Raw genomic sequence first — 16,043 nt, 5'->3', positions numbered from 1 at the left:
ATCAGTAGTCCTTCTCCCTCATCGCCAACCCTGTGGCAATCATTAGTGAAGGGGCTTCATTTGCCAAAGCCTGGCGATTAACCCGTGAAGACACACTCATTTTGTGAAATGGATTAGCAATCAATGTCGGTCGACCCAGCTTTTCACTAACAAGTTCACCAATTCCTTCCATCGCCGCAACTCCACCGCCGAGAAGGATATGGTCCACATCACTATATGAGGTAGAGGAATAAAAGAATTGTAAAGAACGGGTTACCTGTTGAACTACCGCGTCTCTGAAAGGCTCCAACACTTCAGCAAAATAGTCATCTGGTAAGCCACTACCTCCCTGGCGTTTCGCCAGAGTAGCTTCTTCTACTGAGAGCCCATAGCGACGCTGTATCTCGTCGGTGAGCTGACGCCCCCCAAAGAGTTGTTCGCGGGTATACACTGTTTTGCCATCCACAAGAACTGACAGGGCACTCATCGTCGCTCCGATATCAATAACGGCTACGACTAGTTGCTCTTGAGGAGGGAGCTGATCTTCCAGCAATGTGTAAGTTCGCTCTATTGCGTAAGCCTCAACATCCACCACACCGGGTTCCAGTTCGGCCTCACCCAACGCAGAGATCCGCTGTTCAATGTTTTCTGTGCGGCAAGCCGCAAGCAGGACCTCCATTTGACCTTCCCCCTTCTCGGAAGGCCCCTGCACCTCAAAGTCCAGGCTGACTTCTTCAAGCGGATAAGGAATATACTGGTCAGCCTCGATTGCGATCTGGGCTTCCAATGCTTCCTCAGTGAGGTCCGCCGGCATTTCGAGGGTCTTGGTGATCACCGCTGATCCAGACACAGCAACGGCAGCTTCGCGTAAGCGCGTCTTGGAGCGTCGTACAACTTTGCGGATAGCCTCAGCCGTCGCCCCCACATCGTTGATATTCTTATCAACTACGGCATTGGGTGGTAGAGGTTCCACGGCATAACTTTCGACACGATATTTGTCGCCGTTGCGACTTAGCTCCAGCAACTTGACTGCAGTAGAGCTAATATCGAGTCCCAACATGGCCTTGGGGCCTTTGCTCAGAAAAGGGAAAATTCCCATTTTTTCTTATCTTTTCCGTGGGTTATGAGGGTTTGATGTTATAGCACTTTAAATTAACGCTTCAACCTGCATTTGCATAGGTAATAGCGCACAATATTCGTATAATTATTCACCTAATCACTTTGATGAAGTACACAGAAGCAGTTTCATGACCGTAAAAGCCCGCAATCGTCTGCTCGCACTGCTTTGGCTCGGCCTTGCCGGTGTGGCCGCTACAGCAATGGCCCTAGCCAGTATCTACCTCTACCTCAAACCGGGGTTGCCCTCAGTGGAGAGCCTCCGCGATATCCGCTTACAGACCCCTCTGAGGGTCTACTCACGGGATATGAAACTGATCGGTGAGTTCGGTGAAAAGCGGCGCAACCCTATCACGATCGAGCAAACGCCAGAACCCTTTATCAAAGCGATTCTTGCCGCTGAGGATGCCAGCTTTTACTCCCACAATGGTGTCTCCATCAAAGGTTTGATGCGGGCCGCCTCGCAGCTGATTAAGACCGGTTCTATCCAGTCTGGTGGTAGTACACTGACAATGCAGGTGGCGCGCAACTTCTTTCTCAGCCGAGAACAGCGTTTTGTGCGCAAGTTCAATGAAATTTTGCTATCACTGCAAATTGAGCAAGAGCTGACCAAGGACGAGATCCTCGCCCTATACATCAATAAGATCTTCCTCGGAAACCGCGCCTACGGTTTCCAGGCTGCAGCCCAGGTGTATTACGGCAAAGATATCAAGGACCTCAATCTGGCCCAGTGGGCTATGATGGCGGGGCTTCCCAAAGCGCCATCGACCTTCAACCCTCTCGCCAACCCCTCCCGAGCCCTGGTACGCCGCAACTGGATCCTGATGCGGATGCTCGACCTTGGCTATATCAATCAGGATCAATATAACCAATCTATTACTGCGCCAGTAACAGCCAGCTATCACAGCCGCGACCTCGACCTGGATGCACCCTATATTGCCGAGATGGCACGGAAAGAGGCAGTAGACCTCTTTGGCGACAACGCTTATACCGATGGCTACCAGGTCATAACAACGGTAGACAGTCGCCTGCAGGAGTCGGCTCGCAATGCGCTTCAGCACGGTCTGGAAACCTACGATGCGCGCCACGGCTATCGTGGCCCAGAACAGCGTCTTGCACCGGAATTGCTGCAAGATAGCGACCAACTTATCGATTTACTCAACGAGATTCCGATTCTCGGCGGTTTGGAGCCCGGCGTTGTCACTGCAGTAGAACCCAAGAAACTTCAGGTTCAACTGAGAGATCGGCGCGTAATTGAATTGCCTTGGAGCAATGGGCTCAGTTCTATCAGGCCCTATATTTCTGAGAGCGCCCGAGGCGCCCGCCTTCAGTCCGCTGAAAAAATGTTTGCTCCCGGAGATGTTATTCGGCTGCGCAAGGTCGTTAAGGAAAAGAAAGGGAGCAACTCCAGTAGCGAGATGATCGCCACCGCTGTAGATGAGCCTCTTAACGCCGATCCATTTGCGGATCCCGAGAGCGGTGATACCGAGCCTGCTGAACCCCAGGTGACCGAGGAGTGGGTTCTAGCCCAGGTCCCGGAAGCACAGGGCGCCCTGGTATCTATTGAGCCGGAAGATGGGGCTATCCGCGCCCTTGTCGGTGGTTATGACTTCCGCCAGAGCCACTTCAATCGGGCCACTCAGGCTGCCAGGCAACCCGGCTCCAGTTTCAAGCCCTTTATTTACGCCTCGGCGATCGAGCGCGGATATACAGCGGCGAGCATTATCAATGATGCCCCGATTATCTTTGAGGAAACCAACCTGCAAGATGTATGGCGGCCTGAGAATGACGGGGGGACCTTCCTCGGCCCAACCCGCCTGCGTATGGCTTTGTACAAGTCCCGCAATATGGTCTCAATCCGGTTGCTACAATCCCTCGGGTTGGACTACGCCCTTGGCTTTGTCGAAGGCTTTGGGTTTGAGCGCAGCAAGCTCGCCCGCAACCTGACCATTGCTCTGGGTAGCTCCGCTCTCACGCCCCTGGAGATGGTGCGAGGCTATGCCGCCTTCGCCAATGGTGGCTACCGAGTGGAGCCCTACCTGGTTGACCGGGTATTGGATGTTAATGGCGAAGTCCTGTACCAGGCACTGCCTCTCACGGTATGCGATAACTGTCCCGAGCCGGGCACCGGCTCTGAAACCCTGTCCGCTGAACCCGTCGATCTCGCGGAATTACAGCTGGAAGGGCAAGGGGTCGATCAGGGTGAAGAGCCTGCGGAGCTACACGTACTGCCCGTTGGCCCCCTCGACCCAAGCAAGAGCCAAGCGCGTCCTCGCGCTCCGCGAGCCATGTCTGCAGAGACGGCATACATAATGGATTCAATGCTTAAAGATGTTATCAAAAAGGGTACCGGGCGCCGCGCTCTGGCGATGAAGCGCGGTGATATTGCCGGAAAGACCGGTACCACCAATGGTCCACGGGATGCGTGGTTCTCGGGTTATAGCCCCTACCTGGCTACCAGTGCCTGGGTTGGCTTCGATTCCTATGGCGAACTGGGTAAAAATGAATACGGTGGCTCAGCCGCCCTGCCTATCTGGATCGATTTTATGAGCAGTGCCCTCGAAGGTCTTCCCGAGCGCCACCTGGCTCAACCAGATGGCATAGTTACGGTACGCATCAACCCTCAAAATGGCTTGCGCACCTCTTACGGGGGCATGTTTGAGATATTCAGGACCAACCGGGTGCCCGGCCGCGAAGTGTATAACCCATATCGCAATCGCTACACCGATGAAGATATGGATATGCCCAGCCAGGATAGCCGGGAGGATTCTTTACCGGAAGAGCTGTTCTAAACGAACAGCCCAATCAAAAAAAAAGGGGCCTCAGGCCCCTTTTTTGATAATACACTGCAAAACAAGTCAGTCACTGCGATAGCGCAGGCAGGCCCGCTCTAATCCCTGCAGGTCGGGAATAACCGCCTCCTCACCAGAAAGCGCCACATGCATTAACTCTCCAGGGTTTAGTGGCTGCTCTCGCAGCGCTAACTCCTCAGGGGTAACCCGCACCAGGCGCGGAGTGCCGCGCAAGAGCAATGCAAAATACGGCAGCTCGCCATCGGGATTTCCCGTGCTCAGCACCGCAATACGCCCCTCTTCTGCAACTGCTCCCAAGGCACCGCCACGCATCACTTCAAAAGATACCACTGGCAGGCGCTGTTCCCGCCAGATCAGATCTCCCAAATACCATTCGGGCACATCTTGAACTGCCATCGGCGTTTGCATTGCAACAACCTCTGAGAGGCTGTCCACCGGCACCAGCAGCTGCCCCTGTTCAAGGGGCAATAACAGGCTGCTCACTTCCTGAGGGACATCTACCGGCAGCGCTTCAACTTCACTCATTGCCTATCTCTATATTATTCCTGATATTTGCCGTTTCAGCTTCCTACAGCTTCGGCATCCGCGTACTCACGAATAGCCGCCAACAGTACATCTTCCTGGTAAGGCTTACCCAGGTAGTGGTTAACTCCCAGGGACATAGCGTGATCGCGGTGCTTATTACCGGTACGCGAGGTGATCATTACGATAGGAATATCCCGCAGGCGGCTGCTGGAGCGAATATGGCGGGCAACTTCGAAGCCATCCATGCGCGGCATCTCAATATCCAGCAAGATCAGATCGGGGATCTTATCCTGCAGCTGGATAACAGCATCCTGACCATCCTTTGCAGTGCTAACCAGATAGCCCTCTCGCTCCAGGAAGCGCGTCGTTACCTTGCGTACCGTAACCGAGTCGTCCACAACCATAACGGTCTGCTGGCGCGCCTCCTGCTCGGACTGCACTTCAGGCTCTTCCTGAATTTGAAGCTGCGGCACTTCCGGCCTTGCCAGCTGGGTGGCCTGGCGACGCAGCAGGGCGTGAGCGTCGAGAATCACCACGACGCTACCATCACCAGTTACTGTTGCACCTGATACCCCTTGAACCCCGGAGAACTGCGGGCCGAGGCTTTTCACTACAATCTCGCGACTGCCCTTAATGGCATCCACCTGTAACGCCATAGCGTGCCCTTCAGAGCGCACCAACAGCACGGGCAGTTGCATATCATCGACACTGAGCTTAGGTTGGGCGCCAGACTTCAGCAGAGTACCGAAATAGCTAACCTGATAGAGTTCTCCAGCGTATTCGAAACGCGCATCATCTGAGCGATAGTAGTGCTCCAGCTCAAATGGGCTGAGGCGCACAATACCTTCGATAGTATTCAGCGGCAGTGCAAACAGGTCATCGCCAATTCGCACCATCAAAGCGCGGTTAACCGAAACTGTGAACGGCAGACGAACGACAAATTCTGTTCCTGCGCCTGCCTCTGAGTTGATATGGACGCTGCCACCGATCTGCTTCAGCTCGGCGGATACAACGTCCATTCCCACACCCCGGCCAGAGATCTGGGTAACTTTTTCTGCAGTGGTAAAACCGGCCTGCAGAATGAACTGAAGAATCTCATTATTCGAGAGCTCAGCATCCGGCCTCATCAGGCCATTTTCCACCGCCTTTTCACGCACCCGGATCAAATTGACACCGGCACCATCATCGCGGATGGTGAGGACAACTTCACTGCCCTCCCTTTTCAGCGCCACATCGATACGCCCACGCTCAGACTTGCCGGCAGCCAAACGCTCCTCTGGCATTTCAATGCCGTGGTCCACAGCGTTGCGCAGCATATGCTCCAGTGGTGCAACCATACGCTCCAACATGGACCGGTCCAGCTCGCCTTCAACGTTGGAGAATCCCAACTCGACCTGCTTGCCCAGCTCAGCACTTACTTGGCGCACGATGCGACGCAGGCGCGGTACCAGACGGGAGAAAGGTACCATGCGGCTGCGCATCAGACCTTCCTGCAATTCGGTATTTACTCGGGACTGCTGAAGCAACAGGGTCTCTGTATCCCGCGCCTTGTTATTCAGAGTGGAGCGCAGCTCCATCAAGTCAGATGTGGATTCCAGCAGGGAACGGGATAACTGCTGAATAGACGAGTAACGGTCCATTTCCAGCGGATCGAAGTCGCCGTCCTGTTCTGCCAACTGCTCCTGGCGGAACAGGATCTGAGCCTCGGTCTCGCGGTCCAGGCGGCGCAGCTGTTCGTTGAGACGCACCAGCGTCACATCCATCTCGTCTAGGGCGAGACCGAACTCACTCATCTGCTCTTCAAGACGACCACGGGAAATTGCAGTCTCACCGGCGAGGTTTACCAACTCCTCCAGAAGTTCAGCAGCGACACGCACCATCTCCTGGGGCTGGTTCCGGGTCGGTGCCGCTACCTCCTGCTCTGCATTACCGGCCTTGCGGATAAACGGCAAAACGTTATCGCTTTCCTGACCTACAGCGATCTCGGGCAGCTGCGTAGCAACTACATCAGCATCCGGCTGAGTACTCTCGGCCGCAGTGACTTCATCATCTTGTTCCGCATCCGCTACGAGAACAGTTTCTTGAGGTTGTTCGTCTGAAACTTCAGATTCAATCACTGCTTCTGCAGCTGCCGAGTTAGCCGGCTTCTGATCCGCCCAATCGGTGCTGACCAGCTGTACAAAAGCATCAAGCTGTTCACCAGCCATCCAGGCGCGAACTGTCTCTACTCCATCGGCGAGACGATCGTGGATACCATGGGCATTGGCGAAGAAATCTGCGGAGGGCCGATCGTTGTCGCGCATGCCTTCGATCACCGTTTCAAAACGGTGAGCTACTTCACCCAACCCCATTAGGCCAGCCATACGTGCACCACCTTTAAAGGTGTGCAATACACGCTTCAGGGCCTCACCTTGCTCGCGGCCTTCCGGCTCCTCTTCCCAACTCTGGATCAGTTCCTCCAGCTCATCGGTAAGATCTCCCGCCTCCTCCATAAAGACATCGACAACATCCGGGTCAATGTCTGCCAACAACTTCTGTAAATCGACTGATTGAGCGGAATCCTGTGATGACACCTCGCTACCCGGTTGCTCGATAGCCAGGTCGCCAGCAGGTTCAACATCAGGTGCAGAGAAGGGTTCTTCAAATTGAGAAACGTCCTCAACGGCGGCCTCAACTTCTATGGCCTGCAATTGAGGGATTTCCGAATCCTCAGCCTCGCCATCGAGAGATTCCCCGTCGTGCGACACCTGTAATACAGGTGGCTCAATCCACTCATCAGGGGATGTTTCTGAAACCAGAAGCTCGGTTACTTCCGTGGGCTCCGGCGCCTGCTCTTCAGGCTCGGCAATAGCCAGTGCTTCGCTATCGATTCCCAGTTCATCGAGGTCGTAGTCATCTTCTGCTGATGAACTGGTTTCCTCACCCTGAGCCAGGTAGCGAAGCGCCTCTTCCACAGCTTCGCTGACTTCAGGGAGGTCTTGTGCTGCTGCTACTGCATCGATTAAATCGAGCAACTCGTTGTGTCCCTGCTCAAGAGAGGCCCATAGTGCGGGCTCCTGCTCAAGGTCACCAGCAAGGACTTTGCGATAAACATTCAGCAACAGCTCAGCGAGCTCGGCCAGGATCGGCAACTGCGCCCGGCTGGCCGCCTCCTGCAGAACATTGAGTTCGTCAGCGACCAATACAACACGACTTTTATCTGCCGGGTCGGCGCGCCACTCAGTCAGCATTTGGTCTGCATCAAGCAGCACCCGCATGCCATCAGCCATCAAGACTTCGAGAAGCTGGGGATCGACCGCGCGAGGTTCATTCGCCTCACGCTCGCGAATCAAGTGACCTACAGAGCGCTCCTGCAATTCAGCAACGCGAGCAAGAAACTGTTCCGATTTCTCTATTGCGAGAGGCTCTGAAGAGCGAATCTGTTCCAGCACTTCACGCACATAGGTGGCGCTATCATTGATCAGATCAAAAATATCTGCATCGATAGGCACCTGATAAATACGCAGCTCTTTAGCGAAGCGCTCCAGTGGCGCCATAATTTCGGCAACCACTTTGACTTCCGCCATATGTGCGGAGCCTTTTAGTGTGTGGAGTGCCCGGTGCATTGGATCGCTGGGAACACCATACAAAGGCGCGGCAGCCTGCATATCCTGCAGATACTCATCTACGACATTGAGGTGCGTCTCTGCCTCCTGGGCAAAAATTTCCCAGAGTTGAGCCAGGTCTTCTCCGGTGTCCTCAACAGCGTCAACTGCCGCGACACCGCCTGCACTTTGGGCTTCCAGATCAGCGGGCATCTCTCCCGCACTCAGCTGCTCAGCCCAAGCTTGTAACTGCAGGGTAAGCTGCTGATCGGGGTCGCTCTGTCCGTGTTTAAACGCCTCAATCATTGAGGGTAACTTCTGATACACCTGCTCAATCAGGTACACATGGGCAGGCCCGGGCTTCACACTGCCATCGATAACCCGGTTGAGCATATTCTCCACAGACCAGGCCAGCTCACCGATATCCAGGGCCTCGACCATACGGCCCGACCCCTTCAGGGTATGGAAGCCCCGGCGAAACTCTACCAGGGCATCCTGATTGGCAAAATTGGCAACCCACTCCGGAAAGTAGCAACTGATATGCGCAAGAACTTCCCCGGCTTCTTCCAGGAAGATCTCGATAATTTCATCATCAATCAGGCTCTCAGTGTCATCACCGAGTTCCTCCGCCGTGTCCGCGACCTCTGCAACTGCAGCAACCGGCTCAACCTCAACAGACTCTACCATCGGTGCAGCTTCAATGAAGTCAGCAATCTCAGCAGGCGCTTCCTCAGCTTCAGGAGCCTCTATCCCAGTTTCAACTTCAAGTACCGGAGCAGCTTCAACCTGAGGAGCCCCATCAGAGAACCAAGACTCCTCCGGAGCAGACTCTCCATCGATTTCCAGCTCGGACTCCACAACAGAATCTGCTTCATCGACAGGCAGCTGCAAAGTTATGGCAGATGACTCTTCCGCACTTATTTCAGCTTGAGAGTCCAGAGATTCGTCAGAAACCGCAGTGGCTTCGCCATCGGGGATTAAATCGTAATCAATAGGATCTGGCAGTTCGGGTTCTGATACCGAGGACACTTCGAGACTGGCGTCGGCCTCATTCTCGTCGGCGATCTTCAGCGAAACGCCTAAAGCCTCTACGCTATCTTCAGCCAGTGCCAAAAGCATTTCTGCATCAGCCAGACCTTCCGCACGACGCTCCAGGTAGTATTCAACACTGGTAATGGCATCTGCCAGAGTATCCAGCATTGTCCATTCGGGCTGTTCTCCAGCCTCAATCAGGGAGCTGCCAATATAGCGGTTGCAAGCGGAGATGATTTCACCCGCTCGCTGGTAACCCACCATTTCGAGACCACCACAGACTTCCTGTAAACGCTGTGGCACACGACTCAGGTAACTGATATCCCAATGGCTGGCCACATACTCCATGACCGCTTCTTTTACCGCTTCCAGACCGAGTCTGGCCTCGCGTAATACAGAGTCAGTGGCGTCGCCCATAATGGGCTGCTCATCGTCGACTTTTTTATTGCGATCGACGGTGGCGGCAAGCGCTGAATCAAGCTGAACCAATTCCCCGGCGGCACGCATCAGGTACTCTTCAACGTCAGTACCACGGGAGGCGTCGCGAAGGTCTTCGTAGACACTGCGAGCGCGAACCCGCTGCGCTTCCAATCCCAAAATACCGAGTGTATCCGCGAGGCGCTTGGCCACAGCGGCCGTATCTGACAGCGAGGGTTGCTCTGTATCGGTTGTACTGGGCTCCAGTGCTTCACGCACCAATTGCAGTTCATCGCGCACTGCAGCAATTGCACTGCCCAGGGCTTCTGGCCCCATCGCCAATACATCTTCAGTATCCGGGCGAGGCGTACCGGGAACCGCCTTATCTAGTGCGAAGCGCTGGTAGAGTTTCTCGCAGTGCGGCCCATTCGGACCGGCGAGGTAGACATAAAAAAGTAGGTTGCGCAGAAAGTCCTGATCCAGGCGCGCGTCCAATACCTTTGCGCCACGCCCCTGCAACAACCTGAATTCAATATCCACCTTGCGCAGTAAATGGCGCAGTGCGGGCTGCACATTAATACGGTGTTCGCCGAGCGCCTCCAAAATACCGAACAGTACTTCCCAGAGGGATTGGCGACAGCTGCCACTGTAGAGCAGCTGCATTTTTTCAATAATCTTGGTGAGGTAAGCCAGGCTTTCGCCGCTGTTTACATCCCGGATCAGACCCGCAGCCGCAACGTGATACATCTTGCGCAACTTGGTGACCAGGTCATTTAGGCGGGCGCTATCGGCGACGAGGGGCTGGCGCTTTCCAATCACCGTTGCCAATGAAGACAATTCTGGCGAGAAAAGTGCTCCTTCACTGATCAATCGCTCGCGGCGCACTGCGCGCAAGTCATTCATCAGGGGAAGTAAGAGAACGGCATTATCACGACGCTGAAAAGAAACCTTTTCGAGATAAAGGGGCAACTCCAGCAATGCACGCATCAAAAATTCGCGCGTCTCGTCGGTATTTTCAACCGCACCAGTGGCGAGGGCCTGGATAAGTTGCTCCATCTCTTCTGCTAACATCGCGGCACCACTGAGCTGTGCCATATGCAAGCTACCGTGCACCTGGTGCACTAGCGACAAGCTGTTTTGCAGAAGAGAGGCACCCGCATCGGGTTCTACAGCGAACGTCTCAAGAAATTGGCGCGCTTGTGCCAAAGTCTCGTTAATTTCACCGATCAGCCAATCCAAGGCCATGAAGTTCGGATTGTCGTGACTCACGCCAAGTCCCCAATAATTTATTCAGTACTCAAGCGCTACAGTTTTCTGCGAGAAAAACCCGCGGATTTATCGGAAGCAATTCCGTGCGCCCCTTTTGCGCCCGGCCAACTTTCATAATGGCCGGGCATTATTGTGTGGGTTAGGCCAGGGCCCGGTCTTCGCGGGACTCCAATGAATGAGTATCTTCACCTTCAATAGCGAAAGTATCTGTATCCATTTCCGGCAATTCCACGTCATACAGCTCGCTGTTGCTTTCAACACTTTCCTCTTGCGGAAGTTTGAAGCCGGCAACGGATTCGCGCAGTGCACTCGCGGTCTGCGCCAGGTTACCAATGGACTGGGCGGTAGCTTGGGTACCCGCAGAGGTCTGCGAGGTAATTTCCTGAATCACGTTCATCGTGTTGGAGATGTGGCCTGCAGACGAAGCCTGCTGACGTGCAGCGTTAGAAATGTTCTGAATCAACGTTGCCAGGTTGTTGGATACATTTTCAATTTCTTCCAGTGCAACACCCGCATCCTGGGCCAGACGAGCTCCACGTACCACCTCACTGGTGGTTTGTTCCATGGAGATTACCGCCTCGTTGGTATCGGACTGAATCGCTTTTACCAGGCCTTCGATCTGCTTGGTTGCAGCTGCAGAGCGCTCCGCAAGTCGCTGTACCTCATCCGCAACCACCGCGAAGCCTCGACCGGCATCACCGGCCATGCTCGCCTGGATCGCGGCATTCAATGCAAGAATGTTGGTCTGGTCAGCAATGTCGTTAATCAAACTTACGATATCGCCAATTTCCTGGGAGGATTCACCCAGGCGCTTAATTCGCTTGGAAGTATCCTGAATCTGCTCGCGGATGTTATCCATGCCTTTGATGGTGTTCTGTACCACCTTGGCGCCATTACTTGCGATATGTACCGAGCGCTCGGCTACCTGGGCAGATTCGGAGGCGTTGGCAGATACCTGGTCAATGGTGACCGCCATTTCGTTAACCGCGGCAGAAGCTCCGGCAATTTCCTGTGCCTGGTGCTCAGAGGCCTCGGCCAAGTGCAGTGCAGTCTGCTGGGTTTCCTGGGACAAGCCAGATACTTCCTGTGCAGCACCATTAATCCGCGATACCAGCACACGCAGCTGGTCAATAGTAAAGTTAATGGAGTCGGCAATGGCACCAGTAAAGGCTTCGGTTACCGTTGCAGAGGTGGTCAAATCACCGTCGGCGAGGTCGGCCAGCTCGTCCAGCAACTGCATAATCGCGTGCTGGTTACGCTCGTTGGTATCTTCCTCTTTTTTCAGGTTTCGGCGGGTACCGGAGAATGCCATCGCCATCATACCGAAGATCAACAAAACGAAGACCAAAGCCAGTGCAGCAATGGTCAAGTTGTTGGGCTGGCGATCATCTGAAAGGTTTACGATTCGGTCATTCAGCGTACTCAATGCTTCGATCAGCTGGGGAGATGACGCGATAATGCCGTCAGAGGCCTGGCGGGTAGCAAACAGGGCTGGAGTTGCTTCGAAGATATCCCGTACGGAGGTGCTTACGAAGCCGAACAGCTCAGTAATTTCATCCAATGAGTGGCGAGCCTCTTCATCGGTAATACGGGAAATCCCCATCACCACATCGCCGCTCTTCATACCGTCAACCACCTTACCGAAAAGACTGGCGTCGGTATTAAACTGGTCAGCGGCGGCTTCGGCATCATCGCCACCTTGGAGCATTTTATCGATATTTCGACCAATACGCTCCGCACGCCATACCTGCAACTGGGCCTGCTCCACCTGATTTGCCGGGGCGTTGTTAGCCAGCAGAATTTCTACAATATTGTTGTGCTCCGCCTGTAATTCCGGAAGCGAGTCACTCAGCGTTGAAGCGATATCGTTAAGAAATACGATGGTTTCCTGGTTGCCGATAATCGTGTCGACCTGCTCGCGCAAGCTGCGCCAAACCTGATCGTAAGCAGACAGCTGAGCACCCAGGGCGCGGCGACTATTGTCATCCATTCGCTGAAGCTGGTTCCAGGCATTAGCCATTTCTTCGGTAACATTTTCCAGCTCGGTAAAGGCCTCACTATCGCCTGCGGTTGCCGCCGGCGCATAGGAAACTACCTGATAGGAAAGGGCCCGCAACTCGGCGACTTGCTGCAGGTACTCTTTATCCTGCTCGTCTCGAGTCTGTACCAAATAAATACTGACAATAAGCCCCGCCAGCGTGGCGAGTACCAGTAGACCTAATACCAGCGCGGCAGGATTACTGCGCAGCGCGGAAAAGGAACTCTGGGAGCCTGGTTTCATAATTTACTCCTAGCGGGCCATTGCATTAGGCCGGTTTAATACCACTTTAGTTTTAACGCTTTAATGACAAGACCCCTCAGTCAGTGCTGTACATCCCTGCACTAATTGCGGGCCATCCGGTCGACCACCCTCGGCTACCGGAAAGAAAGAACTGGATTAGTCAGCGTAAAGCTGCATCCATAAAACGCGCATCCTTGATCAGTGCCCGCATATCGAGAACGAGCCAACGATGCTGCTGTAAAACAAACTGGCCGTGCACCATTGGCGCAAATGGTTCACTCAAATCTGTCGGTGCCTCACGGGCATACTCAAACGCCAAGTGCTGCATCCCAAACAATTTATCCACGATAAGCCCCACGTAGGTCTTATCCCTCTCGAGCACCAAAACACGACGTTGCTGGCGCGGACCTGAGAGGTAGCCGCCATAAAAAGCTGCGAGATCAATAAGGGGAAGCAGGCGACCACGAACATTAGAGACGCCTTTTACCCAAGGCTGAGCGCCCGGAATAAAGGTGTGCTGTGGCACTTCGAGCAATTCCACAACGTCATCCATGGAGGCGACAAAGTGGTTATCCAGAAGAGAGAAACCGATACCGGTCCAGTAGGGTTTGATTTCCCGGCGGCCAGGCAGGCCAGTGGCCTGCGCTTTGGCGCGCCGTGCAATATCAACCAGAGCTAAATAAGGTGTTTGTGACTGCACTTTTCGCAGCTGGCTATTAGGCCAACACCTCCCCGATCGCATCCAGCAATTTGCTCTCATCGACAGGTTTGGTCAGGTAAGCCCTGGCTCCCTGGCGCATACCCCAGACACGGTCTGTATCCTGATCTTTGGTAGTTACCATAATGATCGGAATTTCACCGGTATTGCTGTCTTTGCTCAATTGGCGGGTGGCCTGGAAACCGTTGAGACCCGGCATCACAATATCCATCAGGATCAGATCGGGGCGTTCGGCGCGGGCTACTTCAACTCCGCTTTCACCGTTGGGAGCGGTGATTACTGCGTGGCCATTTTTTTCAAGAATGGTTGTCAGCTTATGTGTTTCTGTAGGAGAGTCATCAACTATTAGTACTCTTGCCATCATTTCCCCCATGACATCTTTTCGGCAACAACTACTGCGCTCGGCGGTTTTTGTTGTGATTATCCTCGCTAGCATGTGCCGAGATGCACTATGACTACCGATAGTGTGGGTACAAAAATCAACCGGTCTGTAACAACCGGAAAATCTGTACTCTAATTAAGTTTTGGTACCGAGCTTGTGGGCACAATGCCCACAATGGAGTCCGTTATCTATATTTTCTTTTTCTGTAGGCCACTTATGCGGCATGGTGCGGCTTGGCATGAGCGGAAATAGCACCCAGCAGCTCGCTCTTACTAAAAGGTTTGGTCAGATATTGATCGCAACCAACAACACGCCCTTTTGCCTTATCGAACAAACCGTCCTTACTCGACAACATTACAACAGGGGTGGAGCGGAATTCGCTGTTATTTTTTATTAACGCACATGTTTGATAGCCATCCAGGCGCGGCATCATAATATCGACAAAAATGACATCCGGACGGGAGTCCGCGATTTTTGCTAACGCATCAAAACCGTCTGTCGCGGTGACCACGGTACAGCCCGCCTTTTGCAGCAACGTCTCCGCAGTGCGGCGAATTGTCTTACTGTCGTCGATCACCATGACAGTCAGACTTTCCCAGTTAAGCTCCATAGTCTTTTTTGAATCCCCTGTTTACTTATTTTCGGGCACGCGAAAACTTTAGTTGCGCCCTTTTTTCAAACCGCTTGCGGGGTCCGGGCGCCTAGCCTGGCGAAGGTCGCACGCTGAGACGAACTTTTATCACAGAACCCCAGGCGAATCTAGCTGAGTCGACACACTGCAGGCGACGCAGTTCAAATTATCACCACTTATACATTCATTGGAGGTATTGCGTTAAGAAGGTTGCACCTTCGCAAAGCTGCTCTTACCTTATCTATCCAACAACGCTGGTAGCCGCCACAAATTTGGGAGCAATACCAGTGATAACTGGGATAGAAATACCCAACGATTTGGAAACCCGTATGAATTATTCCCTCGGTGTGGTGATGGACCCCATCGCCCAGATCAATTTTAAAAAAGATACGACGCTTGCACTGTTACAAGCCGCACAAGATTGTGGTTTCCAACTGTTTTATTTCGAGCAGAGCCATCTTTACCTGGAGAATGGACGCGCAACTGGGCGCGGCTGCCCTATGCAGGTTTTTGACGATGCAAATCGTTGGTTTTCTCTGGAAGAGTCCAGAGAAATGCCACTCGGGGACCTGGATGTAATCCTGATGCGCGTCGACCCCCCCTTTGATAATGAATATATTTATTCCACTTATATTCTCGAAGCGGCAGAGCGCGAAGGTGCGACGGTAGTCAACAAGCCTCAGGCACTACGCGACTGCAATGAGAAAATTTTTGCGACAAGTTTCCCCCAGTGCTGCCCACCGGTTCTAGTCAGCCGCGATATGGCGAAGCTGCGGGAATTTCATCGAACTCATCAAGATGTCATTTTTAAACCTCTAGACGGTATGGGCGGTGCAGGCATCTTTCATTGCAAACCAGATGGCGCCAACCTTGGAGCAATTCTGGAAATGCTTACCGAGCACGGCCGCCAGCAGATTATGGCGCAGCGTTACATCCCCGAAATCAAAGACGGTGACAAGCGTATCCTGGTCGTTAACGGTGAACCGATTCCCTATTGCTTGGCGCGAATTCCGGAAGCGGGCGAGACTCGCGGCAACCTTGCAGCCGGTGGGCGCGGCGAAGCACGCCCCCTGACCGATAGAGATCGTTGGATCGTTGAGCAAGTCGCTCCCACTTTGAAAGAAAAAGGTCTGTTATTTGTCGGGCTGGACGTTATTGGTGACTACCTAACAGAAATTAACGTTACCAGTCCCACTTGTGTACGGGAAATTGATGCCGCTTACAATACGGATATAGGCGCGCGACTAATGAGCGGCATCACACACCTGCTGGCACAAAAAAGGTAAACTGGACGTT

Annotated in this window: 9 protein-coding genes; 2 read left to right on the top strand and 7 right to left on the bottom strand. The window is 53.6% G+C overall.

All coding sequences use genetic code 11. From position 1 onward, the window contains the following. Nucleotide 1 precedes the first annotated feature (1 nt). Nucleotides 2-1,078: a pilus assembly protein PilM gene (locus ACJJIM_RS21590; protein ID WP_413664078.1), complete on the bottom strand. Its 1,077-nt coding sequence runs from the start codon at nt 1,076-1,078 to the stop codon at nt 2-4. 148 nt (nt 1,079-1,226) lie between these two features. Between ACJJIM_RS21590 and ACJJIM_RS21585 the strand changes: the two genes are divergently transcribed. Continuing rightward, nucleotides 1,227-3,887, top strand: a complete 2,661-nt coding sequence (locus ACJJIM_RS21585) for a penicillin-binding protein 1A (RefSeq protein WP_444911942.1) — start codon at nt 1,227-1,229, stop codon at nt 3,885-3,887. Between the two features lie 66 nt (nt 3,888-3,953). Here ACJJIM_RS21585 and ACJJIM_RS21580 read toward each other — a convergent pair whose 3' ends face one another. The 6 genes from ACJJIM_RS21580 to pilG form a co-directional block, all read right to left on the bottom strand. Continuing rightward, nucleotides 3,954-4,433 carry a chemotaxis protein CheW gene (locus ACJJIM_RS21580; RefSeq protein ID WP_413664076.1) on the bottom strand — a complete coding sequence of 160 codons (480 nt, stop codon included), beginning with the start codon at nt 4,431-4,433 and terminating at the stop codon, nt 3,954-3,956. Between the two features lie 35 nt (nt 4,434-4,468). Beyond that, the gene (locus ACJJIM_RS21575) at nt 4,469-10,735 is read right to left on the bottom strand and encodes an Hpt domain-containing protein (protein WP_444911941.1); all 6,267 of its coding nucleotides are present in this window, start codon (nt 10,733-10,735) and stop codon (nt 4,469-4,471) included. Between the two features lie 139 nt (nt 10,736-10,874). Next, nucleotides 10,875-13,016, bottom strand: a complete 2,142-nt coding sequence (locus ACJJIM_RS21570; RefSeq protein ID WP_444911940.1) for a methyl-accepting chemotaxis protein — start codon at nt 13,014-13,016, stop codon at nt 10,875-10,877. A gap of 160 nt (nt 13,017-13,176) precedes the next feature. Then, nucleotides 13,177-13,716 carry a chemotaxis protein CheW gene (locus ACJJIM_RS21565; RefSeq protein WP_444892581.1) on the bottom strand — a complete coding sequence of 180 codons (540 nt, stop codon included), beginning with the start codon at nt 13,714-13,716 and terminating at the stop codon, nt 13,177-13,179. Nucleotides 13,717-13,732: 16 nt separating this feature from the next. Further along, complete coding sequence (gene pilH / locus ACJJIM_RS21560) at nt 13,733-14,095, bottom strand: twitching motility response regulator PilH (RefSeq protein ID WP_108731421.1); 363 nt, start codon at nt 14,093-14,095, stop codon at nt 13,733-13,735. 235 nt (nt 14,096-14,330) lie between these two features. Beyond that, complete coding sequence (pilG, locus tag ACJJIM_RS21555) at nt 14,331-14,726, bottom strand: twitching motility response regulator PilG (RefSeq protein ID WP_020413651.1); 396 nt, start codon at nt 14,724-14,726, stop codon at nt 14,331-14,333. 350 nt (nt 14,727-15,076) lie between these two features. Between pilG and gshB the strand changes: the two genes are divergently transcribed. Then, nucleotides 15,077-16,033: a glutathione synthase gene (gshB, locus tag ACJJIM_RS21550; RefSeq protein WP_444913412.1), complete on the top strand. Its 957-nt coding sequence runs from the start codon at nt 15,077-15,079 to the stop codon at nt 16,031-16,033. Nucleotides 16,034-16,043: the final 10 nt, after the last annotated feature.

Source organism: Microbulbifer maximicatervae (SeqCode) (genome assembly GCF_052467615.1).
Note: the sequence above shows the minus strand (reverse complement) of the source record. Positions and strands in the feature narration are given on the sequence as shown.

What these genes read in the sequence shown, in the direction of transcription:
- pilG (WP_020413651.1), bottom strand. Translation starts at nt 14,726, where the DNA reads ATGGAGCTTAACTGGGAAAGTCTGACTGTCATGGTGATCGACGACAGT.
- ACJJIM_RS21590 (WP_413664078.1), bottom strand. Translation starts at nt 1,078, where the DNA reads ATGGGAATTTTCCCTTTTCTGAGCAAAGGCCCCAAGGCCATGTTGGGA.
- pilH (WP_108731421.1), bottom strand. Translation starts at nt 14,095, where the DNA reads ATGGCAAGAGTACTAATAGTTGATGACTCTCCTACAGAAACACATAAG.
- gshB (WP_444913412.1), top strand. Translation starts at nt 15,077, where the DNA reads ATGAATTATTCCCTCGGTGTGGTGATGGACCCCATCGCCCAGATCAAT.
- ACJJIM_RS21580 (WP_413664076.1), bottom strand. Translation starts at nt 4,433, where the DNA reads ATGAGTGAAGTTGAAGCGCTGCCGGTAGATGTCCCTCAGGAAGTGAGC.
- ACJJIM_RS21570 (WP_444911940.1), bottom strand. Translation starts at nt 13,016, where the DNA reads ATGAAACCAGGCTCCCAGAGTTCCTTTTCCGCGCTGCGCAGTAATCCT.
- ACJJIM_RS21585 (WP_444911942.1), top strand. Translation starts at nt 1,227, where the DNA reads ATGACCGTAAAAGCCCGCAATCGTCTGCTCGCACTGCTTTGGCTCGGC.